This window comes from Variovorax paradoxus NBRC 15149 (genome assembly GCF_001591365.1).
GTDB lineage: Bacteria > Pseudomonadota > Gammaproteobacteria > Burkholderiales > Burkholderiaceae_C > Variovorax > Variovorax paradoxus.
This window is the reverse complement of record NZ_BCUT01000001.1, coordinates 1,588,911-1,607,683: the sequence shown is the minus strand read 5'-3', so window position 1 is coordinate 1,607,683 and position 18,773 is coordinate 1,588,911. Positions and strand designations below refer to the sequence as shown.

The following is an 18,773-nucleotide window of genomic DNA, read 5'->3' as shown; positions in this document are numbered from 1 at the left end:
GCATGAGCCAGAGCAGCACCAGCCCCGTGCTCGAACTGCGGGGCATCCACAAGCAGTTCGGCGGCATCCCGGTGCTGCGCGACGTGCAGCTGAAGCTCTACCCCGGCGAGATCCATGCGCTCATGGGGCAGAACGGCGCGGGCAAGTCGACGCTCATCAAGGTGCTCACGGGGGTTCTTCCGTCGAGCGGTGGCGAGATGCACCTGGACGGACAACCCATTCATCCCGCCTCGCCGCTGGAGGCGCAGAAGCTCGGCATCAGCACGGTCTACCAGGAGGTCAACCTGTGCCCGAACCTTTCGGTGGCCGAGAACGTGTTTGCGGGCCGCTATCCGCGCTGCGGCGCGGCGCAGGGTTTTCGCATCGACTGGGCGGCGGTGAACCGGCGCGCCGAAGAGCTGCTGGCGCGCATCGGCCTGGACATCGACGTGAGCCGGCTGCTGTCGAGCTATTCGGTCGCGGTGCAGCAGATGGTGGCCATTGCGCGCTCGCTGGGCGTGTCGTCGAAGGTGCTGATCCTCGACGAGCCGACCTCGAGCCTGGACGACGACGAGGTCGAGAAGCTGTTCGAGGTGCTGCGGCGCCTGCGCAGCGAAGGTCTCGCGATCGTCTTCGTGACGCACTTCTTCAACCAGATGTATGCGGTGTCGGACCGCATCACGGTGCTGCGCAACGGCAACTGGGTGGGCGAGTGGCGCGCCGCGGACCTCGGCCCGCAGGCACTGATTGCCGCGATGCTGGGGCGCGAGCTGGCGGCGCAGTCAGCCCGGCCGGCGGCGCTGCCGGCCTTCGATGAAGCGGCGCCCGCCCTGCTGCAGGCCGAGGGCCTGGGCCAGGCGGGCCAGCTGCAGGCCACCGACCTGCGCGTACGCGCTGGCGAGGTGGTCGGCATCGCGGGCCTCTTGGGCGCGGGCCGCACCGAGCTGGCGCGCCTCCTGTTCGGGCTCGAAGCGCCCGACCGCGGCGTGCTGAGCATCGATGGCCGCTCCGTCAGCTTCTCGAACCCTGCCGACGCGATCCGCGAAGGGCTCGCACTGTGCCCCGAAGAGCGCAAGACCGACGGCATCGTGGCCGAGCTCTCGGTGCGCGAGAACATCGCGCTGGCGCTGCAGGCGCGCCTGGGCGTGCGGCGCTTCCTGTCGCGCGCCGAGCAGACGGCGATCGCGGAGCGCTTTGTCGCGTCGCTGGGCATCAAGACCGCGAGCGTGGAAACCCCCATCGGCCTGCTCTCGGGCGGCAACCAGCAAAAAGCCATGATCGCGCGCTGGCTCGCGACCGAGCCGCGCCTGTTGATCCTCGACGAGCCCACGCGCGGCATCGACGTGGCGGCCAAGCAGGAGATCATGGAAGAGATCCTGCGGCTCGCGAAGGCGGGCATGGCGGTGATCTTCATCTCGTCGGAGATGAGCGAGGTGGTGCGTGTCGCGCATCGCATCGTGGTGCTGCGCGACCGGCAGAAGGTGGGCGAACTCCCAGGTGGTTCGACCGAGGACGAGGTCTACGAAATGATTGCCGCAGCATGACGCCTTCTTTGTTTTTCTCCCTCCCCTCCCGGGGGAGGGCAGGGGTGGGGGCACAGCGGCCTTCCGTTGAGCGCTGCCGCATTGCTGGCGCCGCCTGCCCCCATCCCAGCCTTCCCCCGGAAGGGGAAGGAGCAAGGCGGAACACATGACACGCCTCTCCTCCTTCATGAGCCACCGCCTCGCCTGGCCCATCGTCACGCTGCTTCTGCTGCTCGCGGTCAACACCGCGTTCAACGCCAGCTTCCTGCACCTCGAATGGCGCGACGGCCACCTGTACGGCAGCCTGGTCGACATCCTCAACCGCGCGGCGCCGCTGGTGCTGGTGTCGCTGGGCATGACGCTGGTGATTGCCACGCGCGGCATCGACATCTCGGTGGGCGCGGTCGTGGCCATTGCGGCGGCCGTCGCGGCCTGGATGATCGGCGGCTCGGTGGCGAGCGACGTGAGCCGGTTCCCGATGCCGCTTGCGATCCTCGCGGCCCTGGGCGTTGCACTGCTCTGCGGCCTCTGGAACGGAATGCTGGTGGCCAAGGTCGGCATGCAGCCGATCATTGCCACGCTGATCCTCATGGTGGCGGGCCGCGGCGTTGCGCAGCTCATCGCCGACGGGCAGATCATCACCATCTACTACAAGCCCTTCTTCTTCCTCGGCAGCGGCTACCTGCTGGGCCTGCCGTTCTCGCTGTTCATCGTGGCCGCGGTGTTCGTGCTGCTCTACCTGGCCATCACGCGCACGGCGCTCGGGCTCTTCATCCAGGCGGTGGGCATCAACCCGACGGCCGCGCGCGTGGCCGGCGTGCAGGCGCGCAGGCTCGTCGTGGGCGCCTATGCGTTCTGCGGGCTGTGCGCGGGCGTGGCGGGCCTTTTGATCAGCTCCAATGTCAAGAGCGCGGACGGCAACAACGCCGGCCAGCTGCTGGAGCTCGACGCGATCCTGGCCGTGACCTTGGGCGGCACCGCGCTCACGGGCGGACGCTTCAGCCTCATGGGCAGCGTGATCGGCGCGCTCATCATCCAGACGCTGACCTATGCAATCTATTCGCTGGGCGTGCCGCCGGAGATCAACCTCGTCGTGAAGGCGGTGGTGGTGTTCGCGGTGATGCTGCTGCAATCGCCGGAGTTCCGGGCACAAGTGCGCACGCTGGTGCAGCGGCCGGTGCATGAGGGGGAACGGGCATGAGCGCGGTGATCGAAGCGGCACCCTCACCCCAGCCCTCTCCCGCGAGCGGAAGAGGGGGCAGGGCAGGGTTCAATCCCAAGTATTTGCCGCTGGCCGCAACCATCTCGCTCTTCGTGCTGGTGGCCACGCTGGGCTCGGTGTTCTACGACGGCTTCTTCTCGGCGCAGGTGTTCCTCAACCTGCTGATCGACAACGCCTTCCTGATCGTCGTGGCCGTGGGCATGACCTTCGTGATTCTTTCGGGCGGCATCGACCTGTCGGTGGGCTCGGTGATCGCGCTCACCACGATGGTGTCGGCCTCGCTGGTCGAGAAGCACGGCTGGAGCCCGGCGGTGGTCATTCCGCTGGTGCTGGCCATGGGCACGGCCTTCGGCGCGTTCATGGGACTGCTCATCGAGCGCTTCAGGCTGCAGCCCTTCATCGTCACGCTCGCGGGCATGTTCCTGGCGCGCGGGCTTTGCTACCTGATCAGCATCGACTCCATCAGCATCACCAACGCCTTCTATGCCGAGGTCTCGCAGATCCGCATTCCGGTCTGGGGCGAGGCTTCGCTGTCGATCAGCGCGGTGATCGCCATCGGCGTGCTGCTGGCGGCGGTGTTCATTGCGCACTGCACGCCCTTCGGCCGCGCGGTGTATGCCATTGGCGGCAGCGAGCAGTCGGCCCTGCTGATGGGCCTGCCGGTGCGCTCCACCATCATCGGCGTCTACACGCTGTCGGGCTTCTGCTCGGCGCTCGCGGGCGTGATCTTCACCTTCTACATGCTCTCGGGCTACGGCCTGCATGCGCTGGGGCTGGAGCTCGATGCGATTGCGGCGGTGGTGATCGGCGGCACGCTGCTCACGGGCGGCGTCGGCTATGTGGCGGGCACGCTGTTCGGCGTGCTGATGCTCGGGATCATCCAGACGCTGATCTCCTTCGACGGCACGCTGAGCTCGTGGTGGACGCGCATCGTGGTGGGTGCGCTGCTCTTCGTGTTCTGCCTGCTGCAGCGCTTCTTCACTTCGCGTGCGCCACGGCGCTGACGCTTTTTTTCTTTCTCGCTTTCAGGAAACTTCCGCATGCCGGACAACACCCCCAAGAAGAAGCTGCGCTCGACCGAATGGTTCGGCTCGGCCGACAAGAACGGCTTCATGTACCGCAGCTGGATGAAGAACCAGGGCATACCGGACCACGAGTTCGACGGCCGGCCGATCATCGGCATCTGCAACACCTGGTCGGAGCTCACGCCCTGCAATGCGCACTTCCGCAAGATCGCCGAGCATGTGAAGCGCGGCATCTCGGAGGCGGGCGGCTTTCCGGTCGAGTTTCCGGTGTTCTCCAATGGCGAATCGAACCTGCGGCCCACCGCCATGCTCACGCGCAACCTTGCGAGCATGGACGTCGAAGAGGCCATCCGCGGCAACCCGGTCGATGCGGTGGTGCTGCTCACGGGCTGCGACAAGACCACGCCCGCATTGCTGATGGGCGCGGCCAGCTGCGACATCCCGGCCATCGTGGTCACGGGCGGACCGATGCTCAACGGCAAGCTCGACGGCAAGGACATCGGCTCGGGCACGGCCGTGTGGCAGTTGCACGAGTCGCTCAAGGCCGGCGAGATCAACCTGCACCAGTTCCTCTCGGCCGAAGGCGGCATGTCGCGTTCGGCCGGCACCTGCAACACCATGGGCACGGCCTCCACCATGGCCTGCATGGCCGAGGCGCTGGGCACTTCGCTGCCGCACAACGCGGCCATTCCCGCGGTCGACGCGCGGCGCTACGTGCTCGCGCAGATGTCGGGCATGCGCGCGGTCGAGATGGCGAAGGAGGGGCTCACGCTGTCGAAGATCCTCACGCGCGAGGCCTTCGAGAATGCCATTCGCGTCAATGCCGCCATCGGCGGGTCGACCAATGCGGTGATCCACCTGAAGGCCATTGCGGGGCGCATCGGCGTCGACCTGGAACTGGAAGACTGGACGCGCATCGGCAGCAACACGCCGACCATCGTCGACCTGTTGCCCTCGGGCCGCTTCCTGATGGAGGAGTTCTACTACGCGGGCGGCCTGCCCGCGGTGCTGCGGCGCCTGGGCGAGAACGGCCTCTTGCCGCACCCCGGCGCGCTCACCGTCAACGGCCAGTCGATCTGGGACAACGTGCGCGAGGCGCCGAGCCTCAACGACGAGGTGATCCGCCCGCTCGACAAGCCGCTGATCGCCGACGGCGGCATCCGCATCCTGCGCGGCAATTTGTCGCCGCGCGGCGCGGTGCTCAAGCCCTCGGCCGCATCGCCCGAACTGCTCAAGCACCGCGGCCGCGCGGTGGTGTTCGAGAACCTGGAGCACTACAAGGAGCGCATCGTCGACGAGAGCCTCGAGATCGACGCCAGCTCGGTGATGGTGATGAAGAACTGCGGCCCCAAGGGCTACCCTGGCATGGCCGAGGTCGGCAACATGGGCCTGCCGCCCAAGCTGCTGCGGCAGGGCGTGAAGGACATGGTGCGCATCTCGGATGCACGCATGAGCGGCACGGCCTACGGCACGGTGGTGCTGCACGTCGCGCCCGAGGCGGCTGACGGCGGACCGCTTGCGGCGGTGCGCGACGGCGACTGGATCGAGCTCGACTGCGATGCGGGCCGCCTGCACCTGGACATCAGCGACGAAGAGCTGGCCGCGCGCCTGGCTTCGCTCAGCAGTGCCGACGCGCAGCCCATGAGCACGCGCGGCGGCGGCTACCAGAAGCTCTACGTCAACCACGTGCTGCAGGCCGACGAAGGCTGCGACTTCGATTTTCTGGTGGGCTGCAGAGGCTCCGCCGTTCCCCGCCATTCACACTGATCCACCATGACCCCCAGATACCGCGGCATCTTCCCGGTGGTGCCGACCACCTTCACCGAACAGGGCGCGCTCGACCTCGAGAGCCAGAAGCGCTGCGTCGACTTCATGATCGACGCGGGCTCGGACGGCCTGTGCATCCTGGCCAACTTCTCCGAGCAGTTCGTGCTGTCCGACGACGAGCGCGAGGTGCTCACGCGCACGGTGCTCGAGCATGTGGCGGGCCGCGTGCCGGTGATCGTCACCACCACGCACTACAGCACCCGCATCTGCGCCGAGCGCAGCCGGCGCGCGCAGGACATGGGCGCCGCCATGCTGATGGTGATGCCGCCCTACCACGGCGCCACCTTCCGCGTGCCCGAGCCGCAGATCTTCGAGTTCTACGCCGGCCTGTCCGATGCGGTGAACATCCCGATCATGATCCAGGACGCGCCCGCGAGCGGCACGCTGCTGTCGGCGGCCTTTCTCGCGCGCATGGCTCGCGAGATCGAGCACGTCGCCTACTTCAAGATCGAAACGGCCGGTGCCGCGTCGAAGCTGCGCGAGCTGATCCGCCTGGGCGGCGATGCGGTCGAAGGCCCGTGGGACGGCGAAGAGGCCATCACGCTGATGCCCGACCTCGATGCCGGCGCCACCGGCTCGATGACCGGCGGCGGCTATCCCGACGGCATCCGCCCGATCATCGAGGCGCACCGCGCGGGCGACCGCGACAAGGCCTTCGCCCTCTACCAGCAGTGGCTGCCGCTCATCAACTACGAGAACCGCCAGGCGGGCCTCCTGGCCTGCAAGTCGCTCATGAAGGAGGGCGGCGTGATCGCTTGCGAGGCGCCGCGCCATCCGCTGCCGGCGATGCACCCCGAGACGCGCGCCGGCCTGATCGAGACGGCGAAGCGGCTCGACCCGATGGTGCTGCGCTGGGGGCGTTGACAGTGGCGCCGCGCCCCTTGACGAAGTAGGGCGCGACGATCTCGGTCAGCCAGTCCATCACGGCCAGCACGCGCGGTGCGAGCTGGCGCCGGTTGGCATAGAGCAGCGAAACCGGCATCGGGCGCGCGCTGAACTCCGGCATCACCTGCACCAGCCCGCCCGCGGCCAGGCTCGCTTCCAGGCCCGCGAACGGCGCCTGGATCAGGCCCAGGCCGGCCCGCGCGGCCGCCTGGTAGGCGTCGGTGCCGTTCACCGTGACGGTCGCCGCCACGGGCCATGTCCTGTACACGCCATCGGCGGGGTCGAGGTACTCCCAGCCTGCGTCGCTGGAGGCGAGCGTCTGCGCGAAATGAACGACCTGGTGCTGCGCCAGGTCGTCGAGCGTGCGGGGCGTGCCGTGCGCGCGCAGGTAGCCGGGGCTCGCCGCATTGGCCATGCGCAGTGCACCGAGCGGCCGCGCGACGAGTTCCGAATCCCCGAGCATGCCCACGCGCAGCACGCAGTCGAAGCCTTCGTGCACCAGGTCGACACGGCGGTCCGAGGTGCTGATGCCGACTTCGAGCGCGGGATGCCGCGCGAGGAATTCGGGCAGGCGCGGAATGACGAGGTCGCGCGCGATGGCGTTCGGCAGGTCGACGCGCAGCCGACCCGTGAGGCCGCCGGCGTGCGAACGGAACATGGTGGCGAGCTGCTCGCCCTCGGCCAGGTAGTCCTTGCAGCGGTCGAGGAAGCGCGCCCCGTCCTCGGTGAGCCGCACGCTGCGCGTGGTGCGCTGCAGCAGCCGCGTGCCCAGCCGCTCCTCGAGCTGCTGCACGGCCACCGAGACGCGCGCGCGGGTCAGGCCGAGCTGGTCCGCAGCACGGCTGAAGCTCGCGAGCTCGGCCACCCTCGAGAAGATGCGCAATTCATCGGTGTTCATGGCCGAGGATTGTTTCCTTTTTGGTTGACAGTGTGCGCAGTTTCCCGGAATTTATCTTTCTGACGGTAATTTTTAAAGTCCACCCATCGACTCATCGATCAACCCACCAAGGACTTTGAAATGACAGCTTCCACAACCGCCAACCCCTTGCGCATCGCACTCGTCACCGGCGGCAGCCGCGGCCTCGGCCGCAGCGCCGCGCTGGCGCTCGCCGCCGATGGCGTCGACGTGATCCTCACCTACGTGTCGAACGACGCCAGCGCGCAGGCGGTGGTGGCGCAGATCGAGGCGAAGGGGCGCCGCGCCGTCGCCCTCAGGCTCGATGTCGGGGACAGCACGACCTTCGCCGCATTCGCGGATTCGGTGAAGGCGGCGCTGGCTGCCACCTGGCAGCGCGAGCGCTTCGACTTCCTGGTGAACAACGCCGGCGTGGGCCTGCACGCGAACTTCGAGGACACGACGGAAGCCCAGTTCGACATGCTCTTCAACGTGCACTTGAAGGGGCCGTACTTCCTCACGCAGAAGCTGCTGCCGCTCATCAACGACGGCGGACGCATCGTCAACGTATCGTCGGGGCTCACCCGGTTCTCGATCGCCGGTGCATCCGCCTATGCCGCGATGAAGGGCGGCGTGGAAACGCTCACACGCTACCTCGCGAAGGAACTCGGCGCGCGCGGCATTGCGGCCAACACGATCGCGCCGGGTGCGATCGAAACCGACTTCAGTGGAGGCATGGTGCGCGACAACCCGCAGGTGAACGCGATGGTGGCCGGTTTCACCGCGCTCGGACGCGCGGGCCAGCCCGACGATATCGGCGGAGTGATCGCGCTCTTGTTGGGGGAGGGCAGTCGCTGGGTGAATGCCCAGCGCATCGAAGCTTCCGGAGGGATGCTGGTCTGAGCGCGCAGCCCCGGCCGCTTGGGGCTCAGCTCTTCTCGAGCTCGCTCACTTGCAGGGACAGGTCGAACAGCTTCGACTTGCTCGCGTAGTAGCGGTCGAGCCGCCATTCCTTCAGGATGTCCATGGCGAGCTCGAAGCTCTTGTAGTCGAGGCTGTAGAGCGTGACCAGCTCGAAGCTGCGTTCGGATTCGAGCGCCAACACGAGCTGCGCCAGGATTTTGGACGACTCGTTGGCCGGGTCCGTTTCTATGAATCGGCGAGCGACCTTGATGGCATTCATGGGATAGTGTTCCTCGGTAGGCAGAGACCGAGAACTATAGCTAGCACGCCCTCGTGCTTTATGACAGTCGTGTGACATGCGAAGGTCATTGCCCTTGACGGGCATGGCGCATGCATCCACCGCCGCCCGGTGCGGGCGGCGGGGACGCCGCTGGATCGCGTGCTTCAGCGCTTCAGCGCATCGGTGCCGGCATGGGAGCCGGCATCGGCGCCGGCTCCATCGGCGCGATGGGCGCAATGGCCGGCGGCGGGACCCGCGAAGGCGCGGGCATCGGCGCCGGCATCGCGGCGGCGGGTGCCGGCATGACGACGGTGGTGACCGATTCGCGGATCACGCCGCCGCCCATCACGCTGCCATCCACATTGCCGCGGGTGTTGCCGCTGCCGCCCATCACGCGGGCCTCGCAGTCGGCGCGGTCGGCCGGTGGCTGGAGCCCGCAGCGCGCGAGGGCGTTGCGCTGGTAGTCGGGCGCGCTGGTCAGGCCGCCGCGTGCGGCTTCCTGGCGTGCGGCGCCGGCCTCGCGGATGCAGGCCGCGCGGTCCTGCTGGTTGTGGCCGCAGACCGCGAGTTCCTGCTGGTAGGTGGAATCGCCGCGGCGCGGCTGGGCCGAGGCCGAGGTGGCGGCGGCCAGGCCGCCCACGGCAATCAGGGCGGCAATCATCGAACGGGTGGTGCTGTTCATGGGGTGCTCCTTGGAGTGACCTGAAACATGAAACTGTTGGACAAGTCGGGCCGCGCCGGGTTCCTTGCGGCCCCTGCCGGTCAGCGCGCGGGTGCGGCCGGCTGTACCGGCTGTGCCGGCAGCGGTGTCACTGTTTCGCGGATGACGCCGCCGCCCATCACGCTGCCTTCGGTGCTGGTGCGTGCGCCGCCCTGCAGGCGCGCCTCGCAGTCGGCGCGGTCGGCCGCGGGCTGTTCGCGGCAGCGCGCCATGGCATTGGCGTCGTAGCGGCCGGGGCTCGCGCTCGTGAGGCCGTTGCGGCCCGCTTCCTGGCGCGCGGCGCCGGCTTCGCGCAGGCAGGCCGCGCGGTCCTGCTGCACGCCGTCGCAGGTGGCGCGCTCCTGCTGCGCACGTGCGGCCGTGCCGGGCGCCTGCGCTTGTGATGCGCCGGAAAAAAGCAGGCCGCTTGCTGCAAGAAGCGCGGCAGCACAAAGGGTGGAACGAACTGTTGTTGTCATCGGGTGCTCCTGGTTGAGGCGCGCCCTCCGAAAGCGCGACCGGACACGCAGTGTGGTCCGGTGCAGGCCGTGCGGGGTGTGGGACGGCACAGACAGCAGCCCCGGCCGGACTCGCCCTTGCGTGTGGGACGTGTCCGGCATGGGCCGGCGCGCGGCCGGCCCGGTGCGGGTCAGCCCGCCGCGATGCGCTGCGCCAGGTGCGCGAGCGCTTCCTCGACCTGGTCGACCAGGATCAGCGACAGGTCGCCCGGCTGCAGCCGCGCAAGCGCGGTGTCGATGGCGACGAACTCGCCGCGGATCTCGTCGATGTAGCGCGTGCGCGCCGCGCCCTGCAGGCCCTGGCGCAGCAGCGCCATCACCTCGCCGTCGGCACGGCCGCGCTGGGCCGCGTCCTGGTAGAGGATCACGTCGTCGAAGGCCTGGCCGAGGATGGCGGTCTGGTCGCGGATGTCGGAATCGCGCCGGTCGCCCGCGCCGCTGATCACCACCGAGCGCTTGTTGGCCGGCATGGTGTCCACGGCCGAGACCAGCGCGCGCATGGCGTCGGTGTTGTGGCCGTAGTCGGCGATCACGGTGGCGCCGCGGTAGTCCATGACGTTGAAGCGCCCCGGCACGCCGGCCGCGTCGTTCAGGAAGCTCGCGAGGCCGCTGCGGATGGTGTCCCAGTCCAGGCCCACGGCCCATGCGGCGGCCACGGCCGCCATCACGTTGTCGACCTGGAAGCCGATGGTGCCGCCGCGCGTGATGGGCACGTCGCGCAGCGCGATGCGCTCGCGCCAGGAGCCTTCGGCCGCGACCAGCGTGTCCTGGTCGACGTAGACGGTGCGCTTGCCCTGCGCGCGGTGCGTGGCCATCACGGGGTGCTGGCGGTCGGCGGTGAAGAAGATCACGTGGCCCGGGCAGCCGGCGGCCATGGCGGCGACGTTGACGTCGGCGGCATTGAGCACCGCGTAGCCGTCGGGCGCGACGTTGCGCACGATCACGCGCTTGAGCACCGCGAGGTCTTCGACGGTGGTGATGTAGTTCAGGCCCAGGTGGTCGCCGCTGCCGATGTTGGTGACCACGGCCACCTGGCAGCGGTCGAAGCCGAGGCCTTCGCGCAGCACGCCGCCGCGCGCCACTTCGAACACGGCCGCATCCACGTCGGGGTGCATGAGCACGTTGCGCGCGCTCTTGGGGCCGCTGCAGTCGCCGCTGTCGGTCTGGCGGCCGTCGACGTACACGCCGTCGGTGTTGGTCATGCCGGTGCGCAGGCCGCTGGATGCGAGCAGGTGGTTGATGAGGCGCGCCGTGGTGGTCTTGCCGTTGGTGCCGGTCACGGCCACCACCGGAATGCGGCCGTCGTCGCCATGCGCGAACAGCGTGTCCATGACGGCTTCGCCCACCGCGCGGCCGCGGCCGAACGAGGGCGAGATGTGCATGCGCAGGCCGGGCGCGGCATTGACCTCGACCACGCCGCCGTGCTGTTCCTCGAGCGGGCGCAGCACGTTCTCGCAGACCATGTCGACGCCGCAGATGTGCAGGCCGACCATCTGCGCCGCATCGACCGCGCGCGCGGCCACTTCGGGGTGCACGGTGTCGGTCACGTCGGTGGCGGTGCCGCCGGTGGACAGGTTGGCATTGTTGCGCAGTACCACGCGCTGGCCGCGCGCGGGCACGCTGTCGGGCATGAGGCCCTGGGCCTCGAGGCGGCCGATGGCGATGTCGTCCAGGCGGATCTTGGTGAGCGAGGTGGCATGGCCTTCGCCGCGCCGCGGGTCGAGGTTCACGGCGTCGATCAGCTGGCGCACGGTGGCGCTGCCGTCGCCGATCACGTGCGGCGGATCGCGCCGCGCGGCGGCCACCAGGCGGTCGCCCACCACCAGCAGGCGGAAGTCGAAGCCCGGCAGGAATTTCTCGACCATGACCTCGCCATAGGCGGCGGCCGAATCGTAGGCGGCGGTGAGCTGCTCCTGGGTCGTGATGTTGACCGTGACGCCCTTGCCCTGGTTGCCGTCCTGCGGCTTCACCACCACGGGCAGGCCGATCTCCACGGCCGCGGCCCAGCCGTCCTGCGCATCCGAAACCGGGCGGCCCAGCGGCACCGGCACGCCGGCCGCGTTGAGCAACTGCTTGGTGAGTTCCTTGTCCTGCGCGATCGATTCGGCCACGCCGCTGGTGCTGTCGACCTCGGCCGCCTGGATGCGGCGCTGCTTGGAGCCCCAGCCGAACTGCACCAGGCTGCCGCTGGTGAGCCGGCGGTAGGGAATGCCGCGCGCCACGGCGGCATCGACGATGGAGCCGGTGCTCGGGCCCAGGCGCTCGGACTCGTCGAGGTCGCGCAGCTCGGTGATGGCGGCGGCGGCGTCGAAGGCGGTGTCGGCCTGCGCGGCCGCGATCAGCTGTTCGGCCAGTTCGATGGCGCGCCGGCCCACGGCCTCTTCGCTGTACTGGAACACGACCTGGTAGACGCCTTCTTCCACCGTGGGCGAGGTGTGGCCGAAGTTGACCGCGCAGCCGGCCTGGGCCTGCAGCGCCACGGCCGCGTTCTCGAGCACGTGCGCCAGGGCCATCGGCTGGCCCAGCACCATCGGATGCAGCTCGCCGATGTGGGGGAACAGCGCGCGCAGGCGTGCTTCGAAGCCCGGCAGGCGGCTGATGGCGTTCTCGTCGCCTTCGCAGGCAACCACCGCTTCGATGGCGGTGTGGCGGCTCCAGAGGTTGGGGCCGCGCAAGGCGCGGATACGGGTGACTTTCATGGGGCGGCGGTGCGCTTCAGGCGAGTTGCAGTTGGGGGGACGAAAGCGGCTGTGTCTGCGAAAGCTGCAGCGAGGCCAGCGCCGCCTGCAGGTCGGCCTCGAAGGCCTCGACGCCGGCGCCGATGAGGTTCAGCGGAATGCCCAGCGCCCAGGCCGCGGCCACCGCGGCCAGCACGCTCTCCAGGCTCACGCCCGCGTGCGTGGCGCGCCAGACGGTCAGGCGGCCGAGGCCGGGCAGGAAGGATTCGCTGCTGCCGTTGGCCAGCACCACGCGGTCCTGCCGCACCAGCACGGCCTTGCCGCCGGCGGCCTGGTGCGCGGTGAGCGCGGCAGCCTGCGGGTCGGCCGCATAGAGAATGACGGCGCCGTCGCACAGCGGGGCCAGGCCCGCCACGCGCGGATCGCCCGCGTTGAGCACCGCGGTGCCTTCGCCCAGCACCACGTCGACCTGCGTGCGCAGCACCTTGACCATCTGGTCGCTCTCGGTGATGTCGTAGTCGGCCAGCGCCTCGGCGCCTTCGAGGTCGGTCACGATGCCGAGCTCGCAGCGGTCGTAGGCCAGGCCGTCGCGCAGGATGGTCTCGGCGCCGTTCTCGATCACCACGGCTTCCACCGCGCGGTTCACCAGCAGGCGGCGGCCGGCTTCCCAGTTGGCGCTGTCGCGCGCATCGACGCGGCGGCGCTCCAGGAACAGGCCGTCGCGGCAGGCCAGGCCCGTGTGGCGCCCGCCCAGGTTGATGAGCCAGGCGACCAGGCGCGCGAGCACCGCGGTGTCGCGCGAGCCGGCCACGCCGATCACGGGGATGCGGCCCGGCGCATCGCCCGGGAACAGGTGGTCGCAGATCGCGCGGCCCACCGGGCGCGGCGAGCCGACGGCCGGCTTCAGGTGCATCAAGAGGCCGGGGCCGGCATTCACTTCGACGATGGCGCCGCGCTGCGGGCCGAGCGGCTTGCCGATGTCCAGTGCCACCAGGTCGATGCCCGCGATGTCCAGGCCCACCACGCGTGCGGCCAGCACGGCGGCATGCGCGACTTCAGGATGGACCTGGTCGGTGCAGTCGTTGGCCATGTTGCCGTTGCGCTGGATCGTAACCACGCGGCCGGCCGCCGGCACCGAGGCGCCGTCGAGCTCCTGGCGCTTGAGTTCGAGCTGCAGCTTGGCGTCGGTGTCCAGCACGATCAGGTCGAGCGGGTATTCCTCTTCGGCGCCGCGGCGCGGATCGCTGTTGAGCTGCTTGTCGATCAGCTCGGCCACGGTGCTCTTGCCGTCGCCGGTCACGGTGATGATCTCGCCGCGCGCGGCCGCCACCACCTCGCCGCCCACCACCAGCAGGCGGTGTTCGTGGCCGCGGATGAAGCGCTCGACCATCACGTCGCTGCCTTCGGGCTCGGCCACCGCGAAGGCGGCCATGACTTCGTCGCGCGTGGTCAGCTCGAGCGACACGCCGCGGCCGTGGTTGGCGTCCGAGGGCTTCACGACCACCGGCAGGCCGATGTCCTCGGCCGCTTCCCAGGCTTCCTCGGCGCTGGCCACCACCTGGCCCTCGGGCACCGGCACGCCGCAGCTCGCGAGCAGCGACTTGGTCAGCTCCTTGTCGCTCGCGATCGATTCGCCGATGGCGCTGGTGTAGTCGGTCTCGGCGGTCCAGATACGCTGCTGGTTGGCGCCATAGCCCAGCTGCACCAGGTTGCCGCTGTTGAGCCGGATGTGCGGAATGCCGCGGTCGGTGGCGGCGGACACGATGGCCGCGGTGCTCGGGCCGAGGTAGCAGTCCTCGACCTTGGCCTTGACCGCATCGACCGCCTTCTGCACGTCGTCTGCGGTGAAGGGATCGTTGTTGATCGCCGCCATCAGCAGGCGGTGGCCCTGGGCCAGCGCCACGCGGGCCACCTGCTCGTCGCGCGCGCGGAACACCATGCGGTAGACGCCGTGCTCCGAGGTGCTGCGGGTCTGCCCGAAGCCGGTCGGCATGCCGGCCAGGTTCAGCAGCTCGATCACCACGTGCTCCAGCACGTGGCCCGACCAGGTGCCTTCGGTCAGCCGCTGGATGAAGCCGCCGCGCTCGCCCACGCCGCAGTGGTGCTCGATGAGCGCCGGCAGCAGCGCCGTGAGCCGGTCGGTAAAGCCGTCGATCTTGTTGGAGGGGTAGTCCTCCAGCTGGCCCAGGTCGAGCCAGACTTCCAGCACGGGCCGGTAGGTCCAGAGGTTCGGACCGCGCAAATAGTTGATGCGCAGCAGGCGGATGTCGTCGAAACGGGTCATGCAAACGTTCGATGTGCTTTGGCCGAGCACCGCGGCGCCTTCAAGCGCGCCCATGGCAATCGGTCAGAATCGGCGCCCGACAAAGGACGCCATGGCGCGGTCCCTGCGGCCCGCGACGGGCAAGAGTCAAAGAAACACAATGCAACATCACGATCCAGTCGGCACCCGGGAGGGCGAAATCGAGGCGGCCTCAGACGCGCTGAAAAGCCGGCTCGCAGCCGCGGAAAACGTTCTGGTCACACTGCCGGTTGACCTTGACGATGAACTTCTGTTTACCTTTGGGCTCGTGGCCCTCACCGACCGGCGGCTGCTGGCGCTGCAACCGGATGGCCAGTGGTGTGAGTGGACACTATCAGATTCGGCCCTCCGTTTGCATTTGAGCGACCATTCGGGCGTTGGAACGCTCGATCTGGTGGGTGCCGAAGGGCGCCTTGCGCGCTGGCGCTACACGCTGGCGAGCCAGCCGGCCGCGCTGCGGCTACTCAAGCTCTTCGGCCAGCGCGAGAACGGCACTGTCGCCGAGGCGACAGCCGAGCCCGACGGCGACGACCTGGCCCTGCCCGACGCCGAGCTCCAGGCACCGCCCTCCACCTGGGTGCTGCTGCGGCTCGGCCGCTTCGCCAAGCCCTACCGCAAGCAGCTGATCGCAGGCTTCCTGCTGACGCTGGTCTCCACGGCCGCGACGCTGGTGCCGCCCTACCTGACCATCCCGCTGATGGACGACATCCTGATTCCGTTCCAGAACGGGCAGAAGATCGACCCGGCGCGCGTCGGGCTCTACCTGAGCGGGCTGCTGGGCGCGGCGCTGGTCGGCTGGGGCCTGGGCTGGGCGCGCACCTACCTGCTGGCGCTGGTGTCCGAGCGCATCGGCGCCGACCTGCGCACCACCACCTACGAGCACCTGCTCACGCTGCCGCTCGACTATTTCGGCGGCAAGCGCACCGGCGACCTGATGGCGCGCATCGGCTCGGAAACCGACCGCATCAACGTGTTCCTCTCGCTGCACGCGCTCGACTTTGCGAACGACGTGCTGATGATCGTGATGACCGCGGTCATCCTGGTTTCCATCAACCCGCTGCTGGCCGTGGTCACGCTGGTGCCGCTGCCCTTCATCGCCTGGATGATCCACGTGGTGCGCGACCGGCTGCGCACCGGCTTCGAGAAGATCGACCGCGTGTGGTCCGAGGTGACCAACGTGCTGGCCGACACCATCCCGGGCATCCGCGTGGTCAAGGCCTTTGCGCAGGAGCGCCGCGAAGCCGAGCGCTTCCGCGTGGCCAACGCCTACAACCTGCAGGTCAACGACAAGCTCAACCGCACCTGGTCGCTGTTCACGCCCACCGTCTCGCTGCTGACCGAGATCGGCCTGCTCGTGGTCTGGGGCTTCGGCATCTGGCAGGTGGCGCGCGGCAGCATCACGGTGGGTGTGCTCACGGCCTTCATTGCCTACATCGGCCGCTTCTACACGCGGCTCGATTCGATGAGCCGCATCGTCTCGGTCACGCAGAAGGCGGCGGCCGGCGCCAAGCGCATCTTCGACATCCTGGACCACGTGAGCAACGTGCCCGAGCCCGCCAACCCGGTGAAGATCGAGCGCGTGCAGGGCCGCATCGAGATGAGCGGGCTGGGCTTTCGCTACGGCTCGCGCGCCGTGATCCACGACCTCGACCTGACCATCGAGCCCGGCGAGATGATCGGCCTGGTGGGCCACAGCGGCTCGGGCAAGAGCACGCTGGTCAACCTGATTTGCCGCTTCTACGACGTGACCGACGGCGCCATCAAGGTCGACGGCACCGACATCCGCCGCTTTGCCGTGGCCGACTACCGGCGCCACGTGGGGCTGGTGCTGCAGGAGCCGTTCCTGTTCTTCGGCACCATCGCGCAGAACATCGCCTACGGCAAGCCCGACGCCACACGCGCCGAAGTGGTGGCCGCCGCGCGCGCCGCGCATGCGCACGACTTCATCCTGCGCCTGCCGCACGGCTACGACTCGCTGGTGGGCGAGCGCGGCCAGGGCCTGTCGGGCGGCGAGCGGCAGCGCATCAGCATTGCGCGCGCGCTGCTCATCGACCCGCGCATCCTGATCCTTGACGAGGCCACCTCGGCCGTGGACACCGAGACCGAGAAGGAAATCCAGAAGGCGCTCGACAACCTCGTGCAGGGCCGCACCACCATCGCCATTGCGCACCGCCTCTCGACGCTGCGCAAGGCCGACCGGCTGGTGGTCATGGACCGCGGCGAGGTGGTCGAGGTCGGTCCGCACGACGCCCTGATGGAGAAGCAGGGCGCCTACTGGCGGCTCTACCAGGCGCAGCTGCGCCAGGCCGACGAGGAGGCGAGCGAAGGCGCCGTCGACGAACGCGCCGGCGCGCAGCTGCCCCTGGTCATCAGCCATGCGGCCCATCCCGCCGGAGACGCATGATGAACGACACCATTCCCACTTTCGACCTCGAGCGCGATGCCTTCGGCCGCCTGGTGCTGACCGATGCCGAGGGCGAGCGCCACGTGGGCGTGACGCCTGTGCGCGCCTTTCCGCTCAGCGCGCCCGGCGAGGGCGTGTCGCTGGTCGGCAGCGAAGGCCGCGAGCTGGTCTGGATCGACCGCCTCGAGGCCCTGCCGGCGGCGGCGCGCGCGCTGCTCGAACAGGAGCTCGCGGTGCGCGACTTTGCACCCACGCTGCTCAAGTTGCATGGCGTGTCGAGCTTCGGCGTGCCCAGCACCTGGACCGTGAGCACCGACCGCGGTGACACCAGCTTCGTGCTCAAGGCCGAGGAAGACATCCGCCGGCTCGAAGGCGGCGCACTGCTGATTGCCAGCGCGCACGGCGTGCAGTTCCGCATTCCCGACGTGAAGGCGCTCGACCGCGCCTCGCGCAAGCTGCTGGAGCGCTTTCTCTAGACCGCCGCGCGTTCAGGCCGACGCGGCGCCGCCCGATGCGGCCGGCAAGGCAGGCGCCGGCTGGGTGGCCGCCCGGGCCTGCCGGTGGCCCCAGTCGGTGATCGGCTTCTCGAACCGGCGGTAGAGAAAGTCGGAGACAAGCAGTGCCACGCCGAAGGACGCGAACAGCAGCGTCGCCCCCGCCACCGTGGTGGGCGAGATGCCGATCACGGCCTGCGCCGCGAGGTACTGCACCAGGTACATCGCGTACGAGCGGCGCCCCACGAACAGCATGAAGCGCGACGAAAGAAGCCTGCGCAGCCAGCTGTCCGCCGCAACCAGCGAAGGCAGCCACAGGCCCACCAGCACCACGTACACGGCAATCAGCTGCGGCTCGCCGAAGCGCGCGCTGATCGTGAGCGACTTGCGGTGCACCAGGAACAGGGCGAGCGCGATCGCGATGGCGGCCGTCTGCGTCATGAGGCCGCGCATCCATGCGAAGGTCCGGCGCGTGTGCATCGCGATCGCCACCATCGAGCCCACCAGCATGCCAAGGTAGTGCCAGGGCGAGAATCCGGCCGGGTGGGCACCGGTCATCCAGACGGCAACCAGCAGCGCGAGGCTGCATGCAGCGGTCCCGAAGCGCGAGGCGGCGGTGGAACCGAACAGCGTGAACAGCGCCGGCCACACCAGGTAGTACTTCCACTCGACGCCCAGCGTCCAGGTCATCTGCAGCGGCGCGAAGCCGGCAAACTCGTTCAGCAGCGTGAGGTAGTAGGGCGTGGCCGCCTTCATCTGCTCCCAGGCCGCGCCCTGGGCGAGGTAGCTCAGCGCGAGCACCAGCAGGTAGACCAGAAAATAGAGCGGCAGGATCCGGGCCGCGCGCCGGATGTAGAAGGCCTTGAGCGACACCGTGCCGGTGGCATCGCGCTCGCGCAGCAGCAGCGTGGTGATCAGGAAGCCGGAGAGCACGAAGAAGGCATGCACGCCGAGCCAGCCCGAGAACTTGTCCCAGCGCGGACCGCCGAAGTGGAACCCGAAGACAAGAAAGACGGCCACCGCCCGCAGCCCATCGAGCGCTGCGAAATTGCGGGTCTCCAGGTAATCGCCGAGGCCGTGGATCGACCCTTGTTCGCGCATGTTGTGCGTTGCCTCTCCTTCGAATCGCGCGGATTCT

At 69.1% G+C, this 18,773-nt stretch carries 14 protein-coding genes and 1 pseudogene; 8 read left to right on the top strand and 7 right to left on the bottom strand.

Going from position 1 to position 18,773, the window contains the following annotated elements; translation table 11 throughout:
• Nucleotides 1-2: 2 nt before the first annotated feature.
• From VPA02S_RS07620 to VPA02S_RS07600, 5 genes are all read left to right on the top strand, one after another.
• Nucleotides 3-1,523 carry a sugar ABC transporter ATP-binding protein gene (locus VPA02S_RS07620; protein ID WP_028253963.1) on the top strand — a complete coding sequence of 507 codons (1,521 nt, stop codon included), beginning with the start codon at nt 3-5 and terminating at the stop codon, nt 1,521-1,523.
• A gap of 145 nt (nt 1,524-1,668) precedes the next feature.
• Entirely contained in the window at nt 1,669-2,703 is a 1,035-nt protein-coding gene (locus VPA02S_RS07615) for an ABC transporter permease (protein ID WP_028254138.1), read from the top strand.
• Nucleotides 2,700-3,728, top strand: a complete 1,029-nt coding sequence (gene yjfF / locus VPA02S_RS07610; protein ID WP_012746199.1) for a galactofuranose ABC transporter, permease protein YjfF — start codon at nt 2,700-2,702, stop codon at nt 3,726-3,728. Before VPA02S_RS07615 ends, yjfF begins: the two co-directional genes overlap by 4 nt.
• A 36-nt stretch (nt 3,729-3,764) precedes the next feature.
• The gene (locus VPA02S_RS07605) at nt 3,765-5,516 is read left to right on the top strand and encodes an IlvD/Edd family dehydratase (RefSeq protein ID WP_028253965.1); all 1,752 of its coding nucleotides are present in this window, start codon (nt 3,765-3,767) and stop codon (nt 5,514-5,516) included.
• Between the two features lie 6 nt (nt 5,517-5,522).
• Nucleotides 5,523-6,440 carry a dihydrodipicolinate synthase family protein gene (locus tag VPA02S_RS07600; protein ID WP_028253966.1) on the top strand — a complete coding sequence of 306 codons (918 nt, stop codon included), beginning with the start codon at nt 5,523-5,525 and terminating at the stop codon, nt 6,438-6,440.
• 52 nt (nt 6,441-6,492) lie between these two features.
• On the opposite strand, the pseudogene VPA02S_RS31300 reads toward VPA02S_RS07600, so the two are convergent.
• Nucleotides 6,493-7,359: pseudogene (locus VPA02S_RS31300) on the bottom strand (LysR family transcriptional regulator); the annotation flags it as partial.
• Nucleotides 7,360-7,479: 120 nt separating this feature from the next.
• On the opposite strand from VPA02S_RS31300, the gene VPA02S_RS07595 reads away from it, so the two are divergent.
• Entirely contained in the window at nt 7,480-8,259 is a 780-nt protein-coding gene (locus VPA02S_RS07595) for an SDR family NAD(P)-dependent oxidoreductase (protein ID WP_028253967.1), read from the top strand.
• A 25-nt stretch (nt 8,260-8,284) separates the two neighbouring features.
• On the opposite strand, the gene VPA02S_RS07590 is transcribed toward VPA02S_RS07595, so the two are convergent.
• The 5 genes from VPA02S_RS07590 to VPA02S_RS07570 all read right to left on the bottom strand — a co-directional run bounded on the left by VPA02S_RS07590 (nt 8,285) and on the right by VPA02S_RS07570 (nt 14,719).
• Nucleotides 8,285-8,539, bottom strand: coding sequence for a hypothetical protein (locus tag VPA02S_RS07590; protein WP_018903584.1), 255 nt, complete (start codon nt 8,537-8,539; stop codon nt 8,285-8,287).
• A gap of 172 nt (nt 8,540-8,711) precedes the next feature.
• Nucleotides 8,712-9,221 carry a hypothetical protein gene (locus VPA02S_RS07585; protein WP_028253968.1) on the bottom strand — a complete coding sequence of 170 codons (510 nt, stop codon included), beginning with the start codon at nt 9,219-9,221 and terminating at the stop codon, nt 8,712-8,714.
• 80 nt (nt 9,222-9,301) lie between these two features.
• Entirely contained in the window at nt 9,302-9,718 is a 417-nt protein-coding gene (locus VPA02S_RS07580; protein WP_028253969.1) for a hypothetical protein, read from the bottom strand.
• A 170-nt stretch (nt 9,719-9,888) separates the two neighbouring features.
• On the bottom strand, nt 9,889-12,456 hold the full coding sequence (gene cphA / locus VPA02S_RS07575; RefSeq protein ID WP_018903581.1) for a cyanophycin synthetase: 2,568 nt from the start codon (nt 12,454-12,456) through the stop codon (nt 9,889-9,891).
• Between the two features lie 16 nt (nt 12,457-12,472).
• Nucleotides 12,473-14,719, bottom strand: coding sequence for a cyanophycin synthetase (locus VPA02S_RS07570; RefSeq protein ID WP_012746208.1), 2,247 nt, complete (start codon nt 14,717-14,719; stop codon nt 12,473-12,475).
• A 139-nt stretch (nt 14,720-14,858) separates the two neighbouring features.
• Here VPA02S_RS07570 and VPA02S_RS07565 point away from each other — a divergent pair, with 139 nt between their 5' ends.
• Together VPA02S_RS07565 and VPA02S_RS07560 are read left to right on the top strand one after the other, a co-directional pair.
• The gene (locus VPA02S_RS07565; RefSeq protein ID WP_028253970.1) at nt 14,859-17,141 is read left to right on the top strand and encodes a cyanophycin metabolism-associated ABC transporter; all 2,283 of its coding nucleotides are present in this window, start codon (nt 14,859-14,861) and stop codon (nt 17,139-17,141) included.
• Nucleotides 17,141-17,617, top strand: coding sequence for a cyanophycin metabolism-associated DUF1854 family protein (locus VPA02S_RS07560; protein WP_028253971.1), 477 nt, complete (start codon nt 17,141-17,143; stop codon nt 17,615-17,617). The genes VPA02S_RS07565 and VPA02S_RS07560 overlap by 1 nt, the downstream gene beginning before the upstream one ends.
• A 12-nt stretch (nt 17,618-17,629) precedes the next feature.
• On the opposite strand, the gene VPA02S_RS07555 is transcribed toward VPA02S_RS07560, so the two are convergent.
• Entirely contained in the window at nt 17,630-18,736 is a 1,107-nt protein-coding gene (locus VPA02S_RS07555; RefSeq protein WP_028253972.1) for an acyltransferase family protein, read from the bottom strand.
• Between the last annotated feature and the right edge of the window lie 37 nt (nt 18,737-18,773).